Source organism: Photobacterium sp. GJ3 (assembly GCF_018199995.1).
In the GTDB taxonomy this organism is placed as follows: domain Bacteria; phylum Pseudomonadota; class Gammaproteobacteria; order Enterobacterales; family Vibrionaceae; genus Photobacterium.
In genome coordinates this window covers 3196708-3216194 of sequence record NZ_CP073578.1, presented here as the reverse complement: position 1 = coordinate 3216194, position 19487 = coordinate 3196708, and the positions used below count along the sequence as shown (strand labels likewise).

Genomic DNA, 19487 nt, shown 5'->3' with positions numbered 1-19487 from the left:
TTATCATGAAAGAAACCTATAATAACCCTGTTGGTTTGTTTTGTCATGCTGTATTAAAGGTCACTTGGGTTGAAGTGATAATTATATATTTTATCAGTATGTTAGTTTTGGAGGGGGTAGATCCTTATGCGAGAACAGTTTTAAACTACGATATCAGAAGTTTTGTGTTACCTGTAATTATTTTGATTCCCTTTGTCTTCAGGCTGTATCAGTTCCAATATTTTAATGATAAAGAGTTTAATTATAAATTAGTTGTCTTTGTGGCAATGGGTTTTGCTTTATTACACTTTTTGGATGTGGAGTATTTAAGGGGATTTATAACTACCGATGGTTTTGTACGTCAAGACTACTACCTGAATTACATTCTCTCTTCAGAACAAACGCTAGAATGGGCGGTGTTTGTCGCCTTTCTACTTGTTGTGATCGTTCCACTGTTTGAAGAGATTTTTTACCGAGTATGGTTATATCAAAAACTTGGTCAGTTTGTTGGTAGTTGGGTCTCCATATTGATTAGCGCAACAATTTTTGCCAGTCAGCATCATGATTTTTATCTCAGTTTTATATTTGCTTTGACTATGCATCTTATTTATATCAAGACGCAGTCATTCAGGAATGTTCTTTTTATTCATTGTATGTATAACGGACTTTATACATTGTTCTATCATGTTTGGGTTCCTTATTGTCTTCATCATGATTGTTCTATAGCGACTCGTGAACATTTGGGGACGACATCATGGGTTCTCATATTTATTCCTGCTTTGTGCCTTTTATCTTTCATGTATTTATTCAGGAAAAAATGAAGTGTCAATCATTTGAATGAGACTTGCTGGAGATTGACTATATTGCAATGGATCATCATCAACGTTGTCCTGTTGTTTGCTGTCTGTGGGGTGTTGCGAGTTCATGTTGCGTTCTTGGCTCAAGTCAGGCTGGTCGATGATCTCTTTTACAGTGGTTTGTCTTCTGGTTGATCGGTGGGATGGCGTTGCTGGGTGGATCTCGTCTGACACGGGAAGATAGCATCAGTGTGGATGATGAAGAGAATGACAGGGATAATTTTCGGTTTTTTATCCTGATGCTGCTCTCGGGTTTACCCATCATTGTCAGCAGTGTTGTTTTGTATCAACTGGATATCATCGCCTGAAGGTTGCATGCGTGCTGGCGCTCAACCTGCCATTTTCCTGAATCATGTCTCGCTGTCATTCCCGTCAACGTCATATAATCAAGCCATTATCATCGCATCAGGGTCAGACAGCATGAGAACCCCATTGATCACCCGGGAAGGGTACAACCGGCTCAAGCAGGAGCTGGATTTTCTGTGGCAGGAAGAACGTCCGGAAGTGACGAAGAAAGTGACCTGGGCCGCGAGTCTTGGGGATCGTTCGGAAAATGCCGATTATCAGTACAACAAAAAACGCCTGCGGGAGATCGACCGCAGGGTGCGTTATCTGCGTAAAACGCTGGAGAACGTGAAAATTGTCGATTATTCCCCGGTTCAGGAAGGCAAAGTCTTCTTCGGAGCCTGGGTTGAAGTTGAAAATGAGGCTGGCACCTGTATGAAATTCCGCATCGTTGGGTATGATGAAATTTTTGGCCGCAAGGACTATATCTCGATTGATTCGCCGATGGCACGGGCGTTGCTGAAAAAAGAAGTGGACGATGAAGTCGTGGTCCGGACTCCGGAAGGGGATAAAATCTGGTTCATCAATACGATAACTTATCTCAACGACTAAACTGTGCAGAACGGTCACTGAGTTGACATACTCGGTAACAATTTACGGTGAAGAATTGCGCACCATTTCAGTCAGAAAAGGCAAGGGTCGCGTAAAATATCGTCCCGGCGACATCCGGAATTCGAACCATAAGGTGTAACGATGCAAGACAATTTCAAGATTTTAGTGGTCGATGACGACATGCGCCTGCGTGCGCTGCTGGAGCGTTATCTGTCTGAGCAGGGTTTTCAGGTCCGCAGTGTAGCGAATGGCGAACAGATGGATCGCCTGCTGGCGCGTGAGAATTTCCACCTGATGGTCCTGGATTTAATGTTACCGGGTGAGGATGGCTTGTCGATTTGCCGTCGTCTGCGGAACGCCAACAACATGCTGCCGATCCTGATGCTGACTGCCAAGGGCGACGAAGTCGACCGAATTGTCGGGCTGGAAGTCGGCGCCGATGACTATCTGCCAAAACCGTTTAACCCGCGTGAGTTGCTGGCCCGTATCCGTGCCGTGTTACGTCGTCAGACCGTTGAGGCGCCGGGCGCGCCGAGTGTGGAAGGCAAAATCATCACCTTTGGTGAGTTTCGTCTGAATCTGGGCACCCGTGAAATGTTCCGTGGCGAAGAATCGATGCCACTGACATCCGGTGAATTCGCCGTGCTGAAAGCGCTGGTGACCAATGCCCGTGAGCCGATGTCGCGCGATAAGCTGATGAATATGGCCCGTGGCCGCGAATATTCAGCGATGGAGCGTTCCATTGATGTGCAGATCTCTCGGCTTCGCCGCATGATTGAAGAAGATCCGAGCCGTCCGCGTTATATCCAGACCGTTTGGGGACTGGGTTACGTTTTCGTTCCCGATGGCAGTGAGGCGTAAATTATGCCGATGCGCCTGTCGCCGCGCTCGACGTTTACCCGCACACTCATTCTGCTGGCTGGCCTGTTGATTGCCAGCCAGATTTTTTCTTATCTGGCTGTGTTGAACTATGCCTTGCTGCCCAGTTTGCAGCAGTTCAACCGGATCATGGCCTACGAAGTCCGGCTGATGCTCAAAGAAGATGTTGAGCTGGCAGATGGCCATACCTTTCATCTCGATACCCCTTTACGCCGTCAGTTGCTGGAACAGTTGGGCGTCACGCTGCATGCGGATAACAGCCCGGAGTCAGAAGAGTTCCGTGCTGCAAGCAAGATTGATTACCTGAGTGATGAGATGACCCGGGAGCTGGGCACGCCAACGGAAGTCCGGTTGGTGCTGGGGGCCGACAGTTATGTGCTGTGGCTCGATTGCGATGCAATGCCGGGTTTTCTGATGCGGGTGCCTTTGTCTGAATTACAGGAAGATGATTTCGCGCCGCTGTTTGGTTACAGCTTGTTTATCGCCTTTATGGTAATTGCTGGCGGCTGGCTGTTCATCCGGATTCAGAATCGTCCCTTGGTTGCGCTGGAGCAGGCTGCGCTGGAAGTGGCGAAAGGCGGATCGCCACCGCATCTGGAAGTGCAGGGCGCGTCGGAAATTCGGGCGGTAACTAAAGCCTTCAACCGGATGGGTGAAGGCATCAAGCAACTGGAAGATGATCGGGCACTGCTGATGGCCGGTGTGAGTCATGACTTGCGTACGCCGTTGACCCGGATCCGTCTGGCGACTGAAATGATGTCCCCGGCAGATGCTTATCTGGCTGAGAGTATGATTAAAGACACGGAAGAGTGTAATGCCATCATCAATCAGTTCATGGAGTATCTGAAATCAACCCATCTGCTGGAGCAGGAACTGCATGATCTGAATATTCTGGTCGAAGATGTGGTGGAAGCCGAAGGGGGGATCGAACGGGGCATTGAAACTGTACTGGGTCCTGTGAGCGGCAAAGTTTACGTCAATGGAGTGGCGATTAAACGCTTGATTACCAATCTGGTGATCAACGCATTACGCTATGGTCACGGCTGGGTGCATGTCACCAGTGGGATGACGGCGGATCGAAAAATGGCCTGGTTCTGCGTTGAAGATGATGGTCCGGGCATCGAGCCGGATCAGGTTGCCAAAATGCTGCAGCCACTGACCCGCGGCGACAGTGCCCGGGGGAGTGATGCAGAAGGTACCGGACTTGGTCTGGCGATTGTGAAGCGCATCGTGGATCAACATGAAGGCGAGATTCAGTTCAGCAACCGCAGTGAAGGTGGCCTTCGGGTACAAGTCAGCCTGCCTGTGCGCACGGTGAAACAGAACGGTAAACGGGGCAGTAAGTCCTGATTTCCTGAAACTTCCCTCCCCTTGGCAAGGGGCGGGTTAGGGTGGGGTTCGTGCAGCGAGCACGGAGTTGGCATGTGTGTCCGATAACCCCCTCCTAGCCTCCCCCTTGAAAAGGGGGAGGGATCGAATCGCGCGTGCTGCACTTCTGAAATTTCCCTCCCCTTGGCAAGGGGAGGGTTAGGGTGGGGTTCGTATAGCGCGCTCAGATTTGGATTTGGCGCTGGTGTTTGGTAACCCCCTCCTAACCTCCCCCTTGAAAAGGGGGAGGGATCGAATCGCGCGTGCTGAAATTCCGAAGTTTCCCTCCCCTTGGCAAGGGGAGGGTTAGGGTGGGGTTCGTGCAGCGAGCACGGAGTTGGCATGTGTGTCCGATAACCCCCTCCTAGCCTCCCCCTTGAAAAGGGGGGAGGGATCGAATCGAGCGTGCTGAAATCCCGAAATTCCCTCCCCTTGTCAAGGGGCGGGTTAGGGTAGGGTTCGTGCAGCGAGCACGGAGTTGGCATGTGTGTCCGATAACCCCCTCCTAGCCTCCCCCTTGAAAAGGGGGAGGGATCGAATCGCGCGTGCTGAAATCCCGAAATTCCCTTCCCTTGGCAAGGGGCGGGTTAGGGTAGGGTTCGTGCAGCGAGCACGGAGTTGGCATGTGTGCCTCCTAGCCTCCCCCTTGAAAAGGGGGAGGGATCGAATCGCGCGTGCTGAAATCCCGAAATTCCCTCCCCTTGGCAAGGGGCGGGTTAGGGTGGGGTTCGTGAAGCGAGCACGGACTTGGCATGTGTGCCCGATAACCCCCTCCTAGCCTCCCCCTTGAAAAGGGGGAGGGATCGATTAACGCGTGCTGAAATCCCGAAATTCCCTCCCCTTGGCAAGGGGAGGGTGAGGGTGGGGTTCGTATAGCGCGCTCAGATTTGGATTTGGCGCTGGTGTTTGGTAACCCCCTCCTAACCTCCCCTTGAAAAGGGGGAGGGACCGATTAGCGCGTGCTGAAATCACGAAATTCCCTCCCCTTGTCAAGGGGCGGGTTAGGGTGGGGTTCGTGCAGCGAGCACGGAGTTGGCATGTGTGTCCGATAACCCCCTACTAGCCTCCCCCCTTGAAAAGGGGGAGGGATCGAATCGCGCGTGCTGAAATCCCGAAGTTTCCCTCCCCTTGGCAAGGGGAGGGTTAGGGTGGGGTTCGTGCAGCGAGCACGGAGTTGGCATGTGTGTCCGATAACCCCTACTAGCCTCCCCCTTGAAAAGGGGGAGGGATCGAATCGCGCGTGCTGAAATCCCGAAATTCCCTCCCCATGGCAAAGAGGGATCGGACAGAATCAGTCTTTCTTCTCTTCCGGCAGGATCAGGTTCAGAAGGATCGCAGTCAGGCCGCCAGCGGCCATGCCGGAAGACAGAATACTCTTCACAAACTCAGGCATGAACTGGAGAATTTCCGGCTTTTGCGCAATACCTAAGCCCATTGAGAACGACAACGCCATAATCAGAATCGCCCGACGGTCCAGTTCACAGCGGGAAATAATCCGGACACCAGAAGCCGCGATAGTGCCGAACATCACAATGGTTGCGCCGCCCAGTACAGGTTCTGGAATTAACTGAACCAGATTGGCGACCACAGGAAACAGACCCAGCAAGACGAGCATGCCTGCCACAAAATAGCCGATATAACGGCTGGCAACCCCTGTCAGTTGGATGATGCCGTTGTTCTGGCTGAACGTCGAATTCGGGAAGCTGTTCAGCACGGCGGCCAGCGCGGAATTGATGCCATCGGCCAGTACACCACCTTTGATACGTTTCATGTAAACCGGGCCGGAAACCGGCTGTTCAGAGGTCTCAGACGTGGCGGTAATATCACCGATGGCTTCGAGCGAGGTAATCGCAAACACGATGATCAGCGGGATCAGCAGCGACCAGTCAAACCCCAGGCCGTATTGCATCGGAACTGGAATTGCCATCAGCGAGGTCTCGGCCAGGCGGTCGGACTCGATCATGCCCATTAGCCAGGCGGCCAGCGTTCCGGCAGCCATGGCGATCACAATAGAAGAGACCCGCAGGTAAGGATTCTTCATCCGGTTCATCAGCACAATCAGTCCCAGCACAATGCCAGCCAGCAGCAGTTTATCCAGACTGCCGAAGCTGCCGTTTTCAATGGCGGCATAGCCACCACCAATGGAAGTCAGACCGATTTGAATCAGCGTCAGGCCAATCAGGGTCACCACAATCCCGGACACCAGCGGCGTAATCACGCGACGTGTGTGCTGTAAAATCCGTGAAATGGCGACTTCTGTCAGCGAAGCGGCCAGGATCGTCCCAAAAATAGCGGCCATCATGGTTGGGACATCAGCCCCGCCAGCTTTCATCGCCAGTCCGGCGCCGATAATCGGACCCAGAAAGTTGAAGCTGGTGCCCTGAATAGAGAGCAGGCCAGAGCCGACCGGGCCGATGGTGCGGATCTGAATGAAAGAAGCCACACCGGAAGCCAGCAAGGACATGCTGACAATGGTGTTGGTATCACTGGCCGGTAATCCAAGCGCCTGACAGATAATCAGCGAGGGCGTCACCACAGCGACAAACATCGCCAGCAGATGCTGCAGGGCGGCAAACAGGGTTTGTGGCAGCGGCGGGCGATCTTCAAGGCGGTAAATGAGGTCGGAAGAGCGTGGACGCTCGATTTCTCGGTGCTGGCCGGTCATGGGCATTCCTTCATACGTCGACAGATCGGCTTCAAAACGGAGATCTGAACAGATAAAGTTCGAAGCCGGAAAAGACCCTTGGGTCAAAATTGGCCCTATTTTAATGACGCATCACAATTTAGCAAACGTTTGCGCAGTTATTTGTTTCGGAATAAAAGCAGAAAATGGCGGCATCATGCCGCCAAAGTGACGCAAGTTGGATGTATCGCTCAGGCGTTGGAGTAGTTTTCTTTATTACCCAGCCAGCGGTCGATAATGGCTTTTGCATTGCTGGGATACTGATCGTGCAGGTAGCGCGCCATTTTCTGAACTTGCGGGATTAAGTGCTGGTCACGCACCAGATCGGCTACTTTGAAATCGGCGATGCCGGTTTGCTTGGTGCCGAGCAGTTCACCGGGGCCCCGGATTTCGAGATCGCGTTGTGCGATCACAAAGCCGTCGCTGCTTTCCCGGAGGACGCCCAGACGCTGTTGTGCCGTTTTCGACAGTGGCGCATGGTAAAGCAGCACACAGTGACTGGCGACGCTGCCCCGGCCAACCCGGCCACGCAGCTGGTGGAGCTGGGCCAGACCTAATCGCTCGGGATTTTCGATCACCATCAGGCTGGCGTTGGGGACGTCTACCCCGACTTCAATCACTGTCGTTGCGACGAGTAAGTGCAATTCACCGGCTTTGAAACGCTGCATCACGTCCTGTTTCTCTGCGGCTTTCATCCGGCCATGGACCAAGCCGATTTTCAGTTCCGGTAACTGAGCGGTTAGTTCGGTGGCGGTGTCTGACGCTGCCTGTGCTTCCAGCACTTCGGATTCATCAATCAGGGTACAAACCCAATAGGCCTGCCGGCCTTCGCTGAGACAGGCGGCCCGGATACGCTCAATGATGTCGGCACGACGGGTGTCTGAAACGGCAACGGTCTGAATTGGCGTCCGGCCTGGTGGCAGTTCGTCGATCACCGAGGTTTCAAGATCGGCATAGGCGGTCATTGCCAGCGTGCGGGGAATGGGGGTGGCGGTCATGATCAACTGATGCGGATAACGGCCTTCATTGGCGCCTTTTTCCCGCAGTTCCAGCCGCTGATGCACCCCGAACCTGTGTTGTTCATCAATGATCACCAATGCCAGATTGCTGAAGATGACCTGTTGCTGAAACAGCGCATGTGTGCCGACCACCATTTTGGCTTCGCCGCTTTCAATCCGGGCCAGCTCGGTTTCCCGGGCTTTGCCTTTGAGTTTACCGGCCAGCCAGCCAACCTGAATATCCAGCGGTGCCAGCCATTGGGCAAAATTCAGGGCGTGTTGCTCTGCCAGAAGTTCGGTCGGAGCCATCAGGGCGACCTGATAGCCATGCTCAATCGCACGGATCGCAGCCAAAGCGGCGACCAGGGTTTTTCCGGAGCCGACATCGCCTTGTACCAGCCGCATCATGGGCACGGGTTTGGCGAGATCGCTTTCAATATCGGCGGTCACCCGTTGCTGTGCACCTGTCGGACTGAATGGCAGACCCGCCAGCAGTTGCTGCTTCAGGGTTTCACTCGGCGGCAGGGGCCAGGCCTGATGCTGCTGGCCTTTTTCACGCACAGCCAGCATCGACAGGTTCTGCGCCAGCAATTCTTCCAGGATCAGGCGTTTCTGCGCCGGGTGTTCCCCTTTTTCCAGTTGATCCAGCGACACGTCCGGCGTGGGGCGATGCATCACATGCAGGGCTTGCGCCAGTGTCATCTGGCGGTCGTACAAGCCTTCCGGTAACAGCTCGGTGACGGCGGCTTTATCCAGCAGTTTCAGGGCTTGGTCGGTCAGATTGCGCAGGGTCAGCTGACGCAGACCATCTGTTGTGGGATAGACCGGAGTCAGGGTTTCCTCGACAGCCAGTTCCGTCGTTTCGGAAAAAACTTTGTAATCAGGATGAATGATTTCAGGCCCGTGCTGGCCACGGCGGATTTCACCATAGGCTTTCACCTGTTTGCCTTCGGACAGGGCGTTTTTCATCGCGGCATTGAAGTTGAAAAAGCGCAGGGTCAGAGCGCCGGACTGGTCGCTGATTCTGACGGTCAGCATCCGGCGTTTGCCGAAGGAAATGGCATTGCTGAGCACTTCTCCTTGAACCGTCAGGTGCTGGCCGGGCCGAATTTCAGCGATTGGCCAGATCCGGGTCCGGTCTTCGTAACGGAGCGGCAGGTGAAACAGGAGATCCTGCACGGTATGCAGGCCGATCTTGTTAAGTTTTTCTGCCATTTTGGCGCCCACGCCGGACAATTCGGTCAGGGCGATGGTCTCCAGCATTTGTCCGCTCATGCCTGTGTTCTCTGTGCTCCGTCAGATCCGGGGGTTATTTATCCCGGGATTGAATGGCCTGCCACCAGGCATCATCAGCGACAATCTGGCCCGCATCATCCAGAGGCGGGTAAGGCAGTTTTTTGCGTTTGGCAACTTTGGCCAGCACCGGGTGTCCGCGCTCAAACAGAATACGGTGAACGGTTTCCGGCGGCAACTGTGTGTGTTCCCGTTCATACATCCCGGCATTGTGTCGCTGACGCTGCGCTTCATACAGAATGAGTGCGCTGGCAACCGAGACGTTCAGCGACTGTACCATACCCACCATGGGAATGATGATGTCCTGATCGGCCAGTGCTAAGGCTTCGGGTGTGATCCCGTTTTTTTCGCCGCCCAGAATGATGGCCGTGGGTTTTGTGTAATCAATCTCGCGAAAATCAACTGCGCGATCAGAAAGATGAGTGGCCAGAACCTGCATCCCTTCGCTTTTCAGCTGGCCGACCGCGCTGGCCATGGTGTCATGGGTTTGCAGTTCGACCCAGTTCCGGGCGCCTGCCGAGGTATGGCTCAGTACCCGCATGTCGTTTGGCCAGACGGCATGGACTTTGTGCACGCCCACGGCGTCTGCGGTTCGAATGATGGCAGAGACGTTATTGGGCTTGTGCACTTCTTCCAGGCACAAAGTTAAATCGGTCTGACGGGTGGCCAGGACGGACTGAATCCGCGCAAAGCGTTCTGGGGTCATGGGCTTCGTTCTTGTTACAGTTCAGGCTGATTTGTTCAGCACTCGGGAAAGCACAAACGCCCGTTTCGGGCGTTTGTCAGTTCATTCACAGTCGGGCATCGTTGCCCGATCAGTTCTTCTGCCGGGCAACCCGGACCACGTTCGGCATCACCCGGATCCGGCGCATGATGTTGGCCAGATGCACCCGGCCTTTGGTCGTCAGGCGAACGGTGATGGTATACAGGCGGCCGTCTTTTTCTTCCGTCGACAGGCCCTGAATATTCGAACCGGTATTGGCGATGGTATTGGTCAGATCGGCCAGCGCTCCCTGATGGTTCTGCATATCCACTTTGAGGTTGGTGACAAACTCCTGCTCGAAGTCGCGGCTCCATTCCACCGGCATGTATTTGTCCGGTTCTTTCTGATAACCGCGGATGTTCGAGCATTCCTCACGGTGAATCACCAGACCTTTCCCCGGACTGACATAGGCCATGATCGGGTCGCCATGGATCGGGTGACAGCAGTTGGCAAAGGTCAGCAGAATACCGTCGGCACCCCGGATCGGCATCCGGCGTTTGTCGTCGCTCTGTGGCTCTTCTTCCAGCGTGCCGAGTAAACGGCGGGCAATCACCACGCTCATCAGCTCACCCAGACCGATCGCAGCCAGCAGGGATTCGGCATCCTTGAGGCGGAGATCTTTGAGAACTTTGTCGAGTGTGACCGGGTCAATCTGATCGATATTCAGCTCACCCAGCGCATGATTGAGCAGGCGACGACCCAGGGTGATGGATTCGGCGCGGCGCATGGTTTTCAGCACCTGACGGATTTTGGTCCGGGCACGCGAGGTCACCACATAGTTGAGCCAGGCTGCATTGGGTCGGGCACCCGGCGCACTGATGATATCGACCGTCTGGCCGTTTTTCAGCGGCTTACTCAGCGGGTAAGGCTGGCGATCGACCTTAGCACCGACGCAGGTATTGCCGACATCGGTATGGACGGCGTAGGCAAAGTCGACGGCGGTTGCACCGACCGGCAGTTCCACAATCCGGCCTTTCGGTGTGAAGACGTAAATCTCGTCCGGAAAGAGATCCGATTTGACGTTTTCAATGAATTCGAATGAGTTACCGGCACTTTGCTGTAACTCCATCAGGCTTTGCATCCAGCGCTGGGCCTTCACCTGTGCTGTGGTACCGGAGCTTTCCCGGTCTTTGTAGGTCCAGTGAGCTGCAACCCCTTTGTCCGCCATCTGATCCATGTCTTCTGTACGGATCTGGACTTCGACAGGCACCCCGTGCGGGCCGACCAGAGAGGTGTGGAGCGACTGATAGCCGTTGGCTTTCGGGATGGCGATGTAGTCTTTCATCCGGCTCGGACGCGGTTTATACAGATTGTGCACCTGTCCCAGCACCCGATAGCAGGTATCCAGATCGTTCACCAGTACCCGGAAGGCATAGATGTCCATGATGGAATGGAAGCGCTGTTCCTTGTTCTTCATCTTGTTGTAGATGGAGTACAGGTTCTTTTCGCGACCGACAACTTTGCCGTCGATCCCCGCGTCGTGAAGGCGGCCTTCAATCTCGGCGTGGATCCGGTTGATCATTTCTTTCCGGTTACCGCGTGCGGCGGCAACCACTTCTTTCAGCACCCGATAGCGGTTCGGATACAGGGCCTCGAAACCCAGCTCTTCGAGCTCAGTCTTGATATTGTGAATACCCAGACGGTGGGCAAGGGGCGAGAAGATTTCCAGCGTTTCGCGGGCAATACGGCGGCGTTTATCCGGGCGAAGTGCACCCAGCGTGCGCATGTTGTGGGTCCGGTCGGCCAGTTTGATCAGGATGACCCGGATGTCATTGGCCATGGCCATGATCATCTTGCGGAAGTTCTCCGCCTGGGCTTCCTTCCGATCGCGGAATTTCAGTTTATCCAGCTTAGACACGCCATCCACCAGCTCGGCGACTGTGGAACCGAATCGACTGTCGAGGTCATCTTTGGTGACTTCGGTGTCTTCGATCACATCGTGGAGCAATGCGGCCATCAGCGTCTCATAGTCCAGGCGCATTTCGGCCAGAATCCGAGCGACGGCGATCGGGTGGATGATATAAGGCTCACCGCTGGAGCGGGTCTGACCTTCGTGGGCGTCTCTTGCGACTAAATAGGCCTGCCTGAGCGCCTCAATCTGAGTCTCAGGCAGGTATTCAATTACAACTTCTTTCAGGCTATCAAAGAGATACAAATTGCCCGCTTCCTTGAATTAGCGCTGGTTACCTGCAATGGCACTCACGGCTGCCAGTTCAGCAGCTTCCTGCTCTTGCATTTCCTGACGCTCACGTGCATCCAGGATGTCTTTCGTGATCAGGCCTTCTTCGATTTCGCGCAGTGCGATGACGGTGTACTTATCGTTCTCTTCAGGAACCAATGGATCCTTACCGCCAGTTTGCATTTGACGTGCACGGCGAGAAGCAATTTGGATCAGATCGAAACGGTTGCCAATTTTATCAACAGCATCTTGAACAGTTACACGTGCCATCGAGGACTCCAGTGGGTTTAATAAAAAGATGGAAAATTGTACAAAATTACTTACTGTTGCGCCAGTAGCGCAGAAAGCATGCTGCTATATTTAGCAGCTTGTTTGTCTTGCTTCAATCGCTCAGCCCGAATGATTGCCTTAAAATCCATGAGGGCCACGTCAAAGTCATCGTTTACGATCACATAGTCATACTCGGTGTAATGCGAGATTTCAGACTGGGCTTCCTGCATGCGGCGGGCAATCACGGCCTCGCTGTCCTGACCACGGGCGTTGAGGCGGCGCTCAAGTTCATCTTTCGATGGGGGCAGAATAAAAATACTTTTGGCTTGGGGCATTTGCAGGCGAATTTGCTGCGCGCCCTGCCAGTCGATATCTAAAAAGACGTCAATGCCTTTCTCGAGCTGTTGTTCAATCCACAGGCGCGATGTGCCGTAGAAATTACCAAACACTTCCGCATGCTCTAAAAAAGCACTCTGTTCGGCCAACTCTTTGAATTCTTCAACGCTGACGAAATTGTAATGAACACCATGAACTTCACCCGGGCGCATGCCGCGTGTGGTGTGGGAAACCGAAACCTTCATATCATAAGTCGGGTTGGTTTCCAGCAGGGCGTTGATCAGGCTGGATTTGCCTGCGCCGCTTGGGGCCGAAACGATATATAACGTGCCTTTGCTCATTACCGCTGTCACTCAAGTGGAAGAAAGGGCGCGCAGGGTATCACGAACTGCTGTGAAATTGAATCGACAAGTGGAAGTTTCGTCCTCAGCCTCACAACCGATGATTGCTGTTCCCTGCCAGTCTGGCCTGTACCGCTTTTACAGGCTTTGTCTTTATAAAATAGCACGCGGGATCGGTCAGCATGGTGTGGTCAGCAGACGCGCAAAGTTCTCCTGCATGACTTGAAAGCTGAATTGCTCCTGCGCCTTGCGGCGGTTGGCCTGGCCGATTTCCGACCACAGCTCGGGGGAGGAGAGTAATCCCCGCATTGCCCGGCTGTATCCGGAGGGCGGGACCACAAAAGGCTGATTGGCCGGGGCGACCATGGTTTTTACATCGCCGACATCTGTTGCAATGACGGGTAAGGCTGCGCCCATGGCTTCCAAAACCGACAGTGGCATCTGTTCGGTATCGGAAGACAGGCAGAAGAGATCGCCCTGAGCCAGAAAGGGCCAGACTTGCTCAATACGGCCCGCCAGCTGAATTCGCCCGCCCAGCTGATGATGGTTGAGATAGGCTTCAATGTCCGGCTTCAGCGGGCCGTCGCCCCCGATCAGCAGGCGGCATTGAGGCGCCTGTTCTGCCACAGTATCAATCAGACGGATCAGGTTTTTTTCCTTTCTGAGCGTCGCCAGGGTGATCAGTGTCGGGAAGCGAGTGGTGGCGGATATTGCCGGTTGTTCCGGCATCCGGATACCGTTGGGAAAATAAACCAGACGGCAGGCAGGAATGTGCCAGTTTTGCCTGGCGATGCTCATCAGTGTTTGCGACGGCACCACCACTTGCGTCCGGCCGCCCAACGCCAGCCTGCGGAACAGATTGCGTCTCGGTAGCAGACGTGCGGATTCTTCCGGGTTGAATCCGTCTTCCCAGTGAATCCCTTTGCAATGAGTCAGCAGACGGTTACACAAGGCCCATTCGATCGCGCCCCAGTTGTAGGTCATCAGGACATCGGGCCGGTATTGCCGCAAATACCCGGCAATTCGCCGGAGTTTGGCCGGCAACGGGAGCGCCTTGAGTTCAGGCAATCCGATGCAGATCACCTGCTTTTGCGGGTCAATCCGGCTGGCGGCTTCGAGCTGACCATCGAGCGCAATCACCACATGGCGCTCCCGTGCTGAGCGGGCATTCACCAACTGAGCAAACCGGACCTGTGGCCCGCCCAGTGCAAAGGTTGAGAACACGTTCAGCACTGTCGTCATAGTGCGCTGACCTTTTTTGAAGACGAGTCAGGGGTCAAGGCGTTGTGCATTGCCGGAGTCGCTTGATCGGCCTGAGAGTGGATCGCTGTTGCTGACGGTGGCTGATGGACCAGCACAGCCTGCTGATAGAACACCTGCCAGTCATTGACCGGATGCCAGTTGAGCAGCCGTTTTTCCCCGCTGGTATCGAAGCGGGCATTCATGGCGCGGGAGCGCAGATCTCGCAGGGATGGAATCTCGGGATGCCGGCCAGCCATGCGTTTGATCGCCCACTTTCCCAGTTCCTGCAGATAGAGCCAGAGCGTCAACTGAGGCACATAGCGATAGGGGCGTGACAGCCCTTTTCTGAGCATGGCCACATATTCCCGGGCCGTGGGACGGACATCTCCGACTAAGTTCAATGTTTTCCCTTTGGCATCGGGCTGGGTCATGGCGGCCAGAGTTGCAGAGGCGACATCCTGCACCAGCACGAAGGGCAATGGATTCTGGCCCAGATTCCAGCCGATGAAATACTGACTGTTGTTGAAAAAGCCAATGCCGGTGTGTTGGAGCAGGCCGCCTTCACCAACCACAATACCGGGCCTGAGCAGCACGACATCCAGCGTGCTGAATTCATGCATCAGCATCTGATCGGCCATGGCTTTGGCTCTGGCGTAATGGGCGCGGTTGTGGGGCGCACTGTCAACCGGAGATGCGTTGTGAATCACGGTCCGGTCATTCCCCAGATATAAAGACGCGATGGAGCCCAGATGAACCAGTCGTGTGATCCCGTGGCTTTGGCAGGCCAGCGCGACATAGCGGGCTGAGTCGACCATGGCGTGCTGGATTGCCTGCCAGTCGCCACTGCCACCCCCATGGGCAAGATTGATCACATAGGTCGCCCGGCTGACAGCATGGTCGACGGTGGCCTGATCGCAGACATCCCCCTGTATCCATTGAATGGCAGGGTGCTGGAAAAAGTCGGGTAGTGCGTCCAGATGCCGGGCCATGATGCCGACGGAATAGCCAGCCGTCAGTAACTGGCGGACCACATGACGGCCGATGAAGCCGGTGCCACCAATGACCAGCACGTCGTATGGACGCTGGTCTGTCAGCGGCATTGCCTGTGGTTTGGCGGCGGGTGCTTGGGTGGTTTGCAGATGCTGCGCCCCCTGACTCTTATCGGCCAGTTGGTGACAGAGGGCCACCAGCGTGCGGCCAAAGGTTGCATTGTGAATCGGGTGTTGTTTGGTTTCAATCGACTGATAAAAAGCACGAATGCTGGCCTGCATCGACATGAAAAACGGGTCTTTCGAGGGCTTGAATCCAGTGATTGCGCCCGCGTAATCCATCAGCTGGCGGAAGCCCTGAGACAGCAGACTGCCAGCCATGGTGCTGGCGGTGACGGCTGTATCCAGTGCGGGCAGAAAGCGGCTGCGTTCGTTCAGGATCACCCGCTGGCGGATAAAATCGAGATGCAGGCTGCCATCCTCACCGGTGATCTGTAATTGCCAGACGGGAAACGACTGGCCCAACGCAAAAGATAAATGGAAGGGGACAGCCAGATCGCCCATGGCATCCAATCGCAGGATACAGGGCTGGGCGTTGAGTGTTTTGATCTGGCTGATCCGGCTGATCAGTGGGCCGCTCGGAGCGCCGAATAAACTCAGCAGTTGAGACAGCGGGTGGACAGCCTGTTCCAGCAGCAGGTTGACTGGCTTTCGGAACATCCAGTGCCCGAACTGGCCGTTGTCCAGCTGACGGAGCGGCATTTCATAATTCAGCGAGACCGATTTGACCGGTCCGATGGCATTGGTATCCAGAAACTGTCTGGCTCTGTCCATCACTGGATGAAACACAAAGTTTTGATTCACCGCCAGTGTCAGCCCTTGCGCCTGTGCCTGTGCATTCAGGGTATCGCAGGCTGCGATAGTCTCCGCCAGTGGCTTTTCGACCAGCACATGTTTGCCGTGATGCAGCAGAGTCTGGACCAGTTCAAAATGGGTGTTCGGCGGGGTCAGGACGTGGGCGGTGTCAAAAGTGATTTCAGCCAGCGCTTCTTCCAGGTGGCTGAAACACTGGGGGATCTCAAATTGCACGGCAAGCGCTGTGGCGGCTGTCAGATTCGGATCAACAATGGCTGCAATCTGACAATCTGGGAGCGATTGAATGGCTTTGGCGTGCACCCCGGAAATAAAGCCGGCACCGATCAAAATAATTTTGTGGTCTGCCTGTGTTTTCATTGCCACTTCCTTAAAAAATTCAAAACCCAGCCATGGAGAAACCTGTTTTATCGGATATTTATCTCAGGTTCGTTTTGTCTTTTTTTAACTATAGTCAGCGAAGCGGCAGCACAGGAGATGCGAGGGATAAAGTCATACGAAAGTTGACGGCAGAAAAAGGCTAAATGCTTGATCTGGTAGCGGCGCTCACACAAAAAAATGTTAAGCGCCGAAATAAGGCAGCGGCGTGATCAGCCAGCCTGATAACGAGACAGGCCGTTGTGGCAGAAGGCCAGACGATTTTCTTTGGTTTGCATCAGAATGTCATGGTTGCAGGCCACCATATCCCTTGGGCTTTCATCGTGATAGAGGTGATAGGCCACAGCAGCAAAACGCAGGCGCTTTCGGCGAATGCCATGATTGATCATCCGGGTCGCGAATTCGTTGTCTTCTTTGCCCCAGCCAACGAAATCTTCATTAAAGCCGTTAATGGCGACCACATCCTGTTTCCAGAACGCCATATTGCAGCCTTTGGTGCCGGAAATTGAGGTCGGTGAACCATGGCTCAGGGCTCTCAGCAACGGCAGGCGGAGTCCGTAACAGCGGTTTTTAAAATCCAGAATGCCCTGCATGCGGCAATGAGGGATCACGCCGTGTTCAAACACATGCTGGTTCCCCTGTTCATTCAGTCGGACTCGCCAGCCCTGAATAAAAAAGCCAGGTTGAGCAATTTGGGTATGATCGCGGAGAAAATGCTGATTCAGCACCATGTCGCCGTCAATCATCACCAGGTAATCGCCATTGGCACGGGCAATGGCTTTATTCCGGCTGGCGGAGAGCCGGTAACCTTCATCTTCCTGCCAGCTGTGGATCACCGGAATATTCAGTTTCTGCTGCCAGTAATGGACGACGTCTCGGGTATCCTGACCGGACCCATCATCGGCAATAATCACTTCGCGGGGGAGCAGACTCTGTCTTTCGATACTTTCCAGAACTTTATTCAAAGCTTCCGGCCAGTTATAGGTGGTTACAATTAATGAAATATCCATATTTTGACTGCTTATGTGAATATATTAATTAATTTATCAGTGATAAATCGGGTCAAAGACGCCCCGTGACTGCTTTAGCAGCCATTTTTATAGGTTTAATTCAGGAGCGGGTTGCTACATCGCTGTGTCTTCTGGTGAACAAGCACAAATTTACCATTATGCAAATGACAAAAAAATGAATGACGGCAAAATCGTGCTTATATCGTGAGTTCGGTTCATATTTGGATATTTGACTGAAAAATCAGTGGTTTTTATTTAATCTGTTGTGTGATGTATTGCCTGGCTCAGACTGAAATCAAGCGAACTCAAGCGGGGGGTGATAAGCTGTTGATATGCATGATTGATGGATAGGTGACGTTTGAGATGAAAGCGATTCATTTGGCTTTTTTGAGCGCTTTACTAATGCTGACTGGGTGTGGCAGCACCAGCACAGTGCCAGCCGGACCTGCTGCATATCACTACAGTGAAGATTGGTGGTACGACGATTATCTGTATTACTGGCACCATTATTATCCGGACTGCTGCCATGGTGACGGGGAGTACAAAGCCATGATCAGCGACTGGTGGCAGAGCCTGGATTCGGATAAACAACAGGAAATCAAAGATAGAATCAGTGATTGGCAGGGCAATCCGGGAGATATTGCCGGTAATCTGCCTGCCGTGAAAGCACAGCTGGACAGCAAATGGCAAAGCCTGCCGCCGGAAACCCAGCAGCGTGTGCAGCAACAATTGCAAACCCGGCGAGCGCAGGGACCTGTCGATCGCGCAACGATTCGCACGAACCGTCCGGCTATCCAGCGCGGCACGATCAATCGTCCCAATATCGGTGCGGGTCAGCTACGGGGTATCGGTGGCGGCGGACTGCGCGGCCGATTGTGAGTGAGCAGCTGTGGCGCCCTGTAAACCTCCCTCAAACTAGGTGCATATGCAATTAGAGTCCTCCCGCCTATACTAGGACATCATGGAGAACTAATAATGAAGAAATCTCGCTATACGGAAACTCAAATCGTCAAGATTTTGAAAGGAGTAGAAGCAGGCAGACTGGTTAAGGAAGTCTGTCGAGAGTACGGTATCTCGGATGCCACGTATTATAACTGGAAAACCAAGTACGGTGGCATGGAGTCTTCAGATATCAGGCGCTTAAAAGAGCTTGAAGACGAGAACAGGCGACTGAAATCTATGTCCGCTGATCTCAGCCTTGAACACCGTATTCTGAAAGACATCATAGAAAAAAAGCTGTAAAGCCAGCGATCAGGCGGGAGCTTGTCGACTATGCCCGGAAAGAGCATGGAGTAAGCCTTCGTATGGCCTGTCGCGCTGTTGGCATCAGTGACTCTGTGTATCGTTATCAGCCGGATACCAATAGGAATGATCATGTTATTCTGAAACTGCAGGAAGCAGTTGAACAATACCCCGCTTATGGTTTCAGTAAGCTGTTCAAAATCCTGCGCCGTTGGGGACATCAGTGGAATCACAAACGAGTCTATCGTCTGTATTGCGACCTTAATTTGAACAAACGGCAGCGAGGCAAAAAACGTTTGCCAACACGCTGCCCTGAGCCACTATCCGTACCTGCCACAGCCAATTATTGTTGGTCTATGGATTTTATGAGCGATAGTCTGTTCTGTGGCCGGCGCTTCAGGACATTCAATCTCGTTGATGACTTCAATCGCGAAGCATTGGCGATTGAAATTGACCTCAGCTTACCGGCCAAACGAGTCATTCGGGTATTAGAGCGAGTCGTTGCCTGGCGGGGTTATCCCAAAAAGTTTCGTATGGATAATGACCCTGAGTTTATTTCTACCGTGCTTGCTGATTGGGCTGAAGAACACTATATCCAACTTGAATTTATACAGCCAGGAACACCAACTCAGAACTCATATGTTGAGCGCTTCAATCGCACATATCGCGATGAAATCCTGAACATGTATGTGTTCAAATCACTGACCGAGATTCGAGAATTAACAGAAAACTGGGTACGTGAATATAACGAAGAGCGGCCTCATGACTCACTGAATGATCTTCTGGCACGACATTCTCAGGCTGAAAACTCTAATTATGCATGTAACTAATTAGGGGAGGTTTACAGTGAATTCTTAGTCATTTTGTCACCTGTAATTATGCGAGATGATGATATCACCTCTTATCAGGT

Annotated in this window: 16 protein-coding genes; 7 read left to right on the top strand and 9 right to left on the bottom strand. The window is 53.4% G+C overall.

Translation table 11 applies throughout. The annotated features are described in order from the left end of the window. The first annotated feature begins 5 nt into the window (after positions 1–5). The 5 genes from KDD30_RS14945 to envZ all read left to right on the top strand — a co-directional run bounded on the left by KDD30_RS14945 (position 6) and on the right by envZ (position 3962). Positions 6–800 (top strand): CPBP family intramembrane glutamic endopeptidase, encoded by a 795-nt coding sequence (locus KDD30_RS14945; RefSeq protein ID WP_211646534.1) that lies wholly within the window; start codon positions 6–8, stop codon positions 798–800. A gap of 179 nt (positions 801–979) precedes the next feature. Continuing rightward, positions 980–1144 (top strand): hypothetical protein, encoded by a 165-nt coding sequence (locus KDD30_RS14940; protein WP_211646533.1) that lies wholly within the window; start codon positions 980–982, stop codon positions 1142–1144. A 112-nt stretch (positions 1145–1256) separates the two neighbouring features. Further along, the gene (greB, locus tag KDD30_RS14935) at positions 1257–1733 is read left to right on the top strand and encodes a transcription elongation factor GreB (RefSeq protein WP_211646532.1); all 477 of its coding nucleotides are present in this window, start codon (positions 1257–1259) and stop codon (positions 1731–1733) included. A 141-nt stretch (positions 1734–1874) separates the two neighbouring features. Further along, positions 1875–2594, top strand: a complete 720-nt coding sequence (ompR, locus tag KDD30_RS14930; RefSeq protein ID WP_211646531.1) for a two-component system response regulator OmpR — start codon at positions 1875–1877, stop codon at positions 2592–2594. Between the two features lie 9 nt (positions 2595–2603). Continuing rightward, positions 2604–3962 (top strand): two-component system sensor histidine kinase EnvZ, encoded by a 1359-nt coding sequence (envZ, locus tag KDD30_RS14925; protein WP_211650069.1) that lies wholly within the window; start codon positions 2604–2606, stop codon positions 3960–3962. Positions 3963–5271: 1309 nt separating this feature from the next. Here the strand turns inward: envZ and KDD30_RS14920 are convergent. From KDD30_RS14920 to KDD30_RS14880, 9 genes are all read right to left on the bottom strand, one after another. Next, complete coding sequence (locus KDD30_RS14920) at positions 5272–6645, bottom strand: uracil-xanthine permease family protein (RefSeq protein WP_211646530.1); 1374 nt, start codon at positions 6643–6645, stop codon at positions 5272–5274. Positions 6646–6854: 209 nt separating this feature from the next. Continuing rightward, positions 6855–8936, bottom strand: a complete 2082-nt coding sequence (recG, locus tag KDD30_RS14915) for an ATP-dependent DNA helicase RecG (protein ID WP_211646529.1) — start codon at positions 8934–8936, stop codon at positions 6855–6857. A 34-nt stretch (positions 8937–8970) separates the two neighbouring features. Further along, on the bottom strand, positions 8971–9660 hold the full coding sequence (gene trmH / locus KDD30_RS14910; protein ID WP_211646528.1) for a tRNA (guanosine(18)-2'-O)-methyltransferase TrmH: 690 nt from the start codon (positions 9658–9660) through the stop codon (positions 8971–8973). A 109-nt stretch (positions 9661–9769) separates the two neighbouring features. After that, entirely contained in the window at positions 9770–11872 is a 2103-nt protein-coding gene (gene spoT / locus KDD30_RS14905) for a bifunctional GTP diphosphokinase/guanosine-3',5'-bis pyrophosphate 3'-pyrophosphohydrolase (protein ID WP_211646527.1), read from the bottom strand. A gap of 18 nt (positions 11873–11890) precedes the next feature. After that, positions 11891–12166 (bottom strand): DNA-directed RNA polymerase subunit omega, encoded by a 276-nt coding sequence (rpoZ, locus tag KDD30_RS14900; protein ID WP_027250547.1) that lies wholly within the window; start codon positions 12164–12166, stop codon positions 11891–11893. 50 nt (positions 12167–12216) lie between these two features. Beyond that, positions 12217–12843 (bottom strand): guanylate kinase, encoded by a 627-nt coding sequence (gene gmk, locus KDD30_RS14895; RefSeq protein WP_211646526.1) that lies wholly within the window; start codon positions 12841–12843, stop codon positions 12217–12219. Between the two features lie 177 nt (positions 12844–13020). Then, positions 13021–14085, bottom strand: coding sequence for a glycosyltransferase family 4 protein (locus tag KDD30_RS14890; protein ID WP_211646525.1), 1065 nt, complete (start codon positions 14083–14085; stop codon positions 13021–13023). Then, positions 14082–16307, bottom strand: a complete 2226-nt coding sequence (locus KDD30_RS14885; protein WP_211646524.1) for a Gfo/Idh/MocA family oxidoreductase — start codon at positions 16305–16307, stop codon at positions 14082–14084. The genes KDD30_RS14890 and KDD30_RS14885 overlap by 4 nt, the downstream gene beginning before the upstream one ends. Positions 16308–16537: 230 nt before the next feature. Continuing rightward, positions 16538–17335, bottom strand: coding sequence for a glycosyltransferase family 2 protein (locus tag KDD30_RS14880; protein WP_211646523.1), 798 nt, complete (start codon positions 17333–17335; stop codon positions 16538–16540). 363 nt (positions 17336–17698) lie between these two features. On the opposite strand from KDD30_RS14880, the gene KDD30_RS14875 reads away from it, so the two are divergent. Both KDD30_RS14875 and KDD30_RS14870 read left to right on the top strand, forming a co-directional pair. Next, positions 17699–18214 carry a hypothetical protein gene (locus KDD30_RS14875; RefSeq protein WP_211646522.1) on the top strand — a complete coding sequence of 172 codons (516 nt, stop codon included), beginning with the start codon at positions 17699–17701 and terminating at the stop codon, positions 18212–18214. A gap of 96 nt (positions 18215–18310) precedes the next feature. Then, positions 18311–19407 (top strand): IS3 family transposase gene (locus KDD30_RS14870; protein WP_371826049.1). Its coding sequence is split into 2 segments (ribosomal slippage): positions 18311–18572 and positions 18572–19407, totalling 1098 coding nucleotides; the frame shifts between segments, so codons are not numbered across the junction. Positions 19408–19487: the final 80 nt, after the last annotated feature.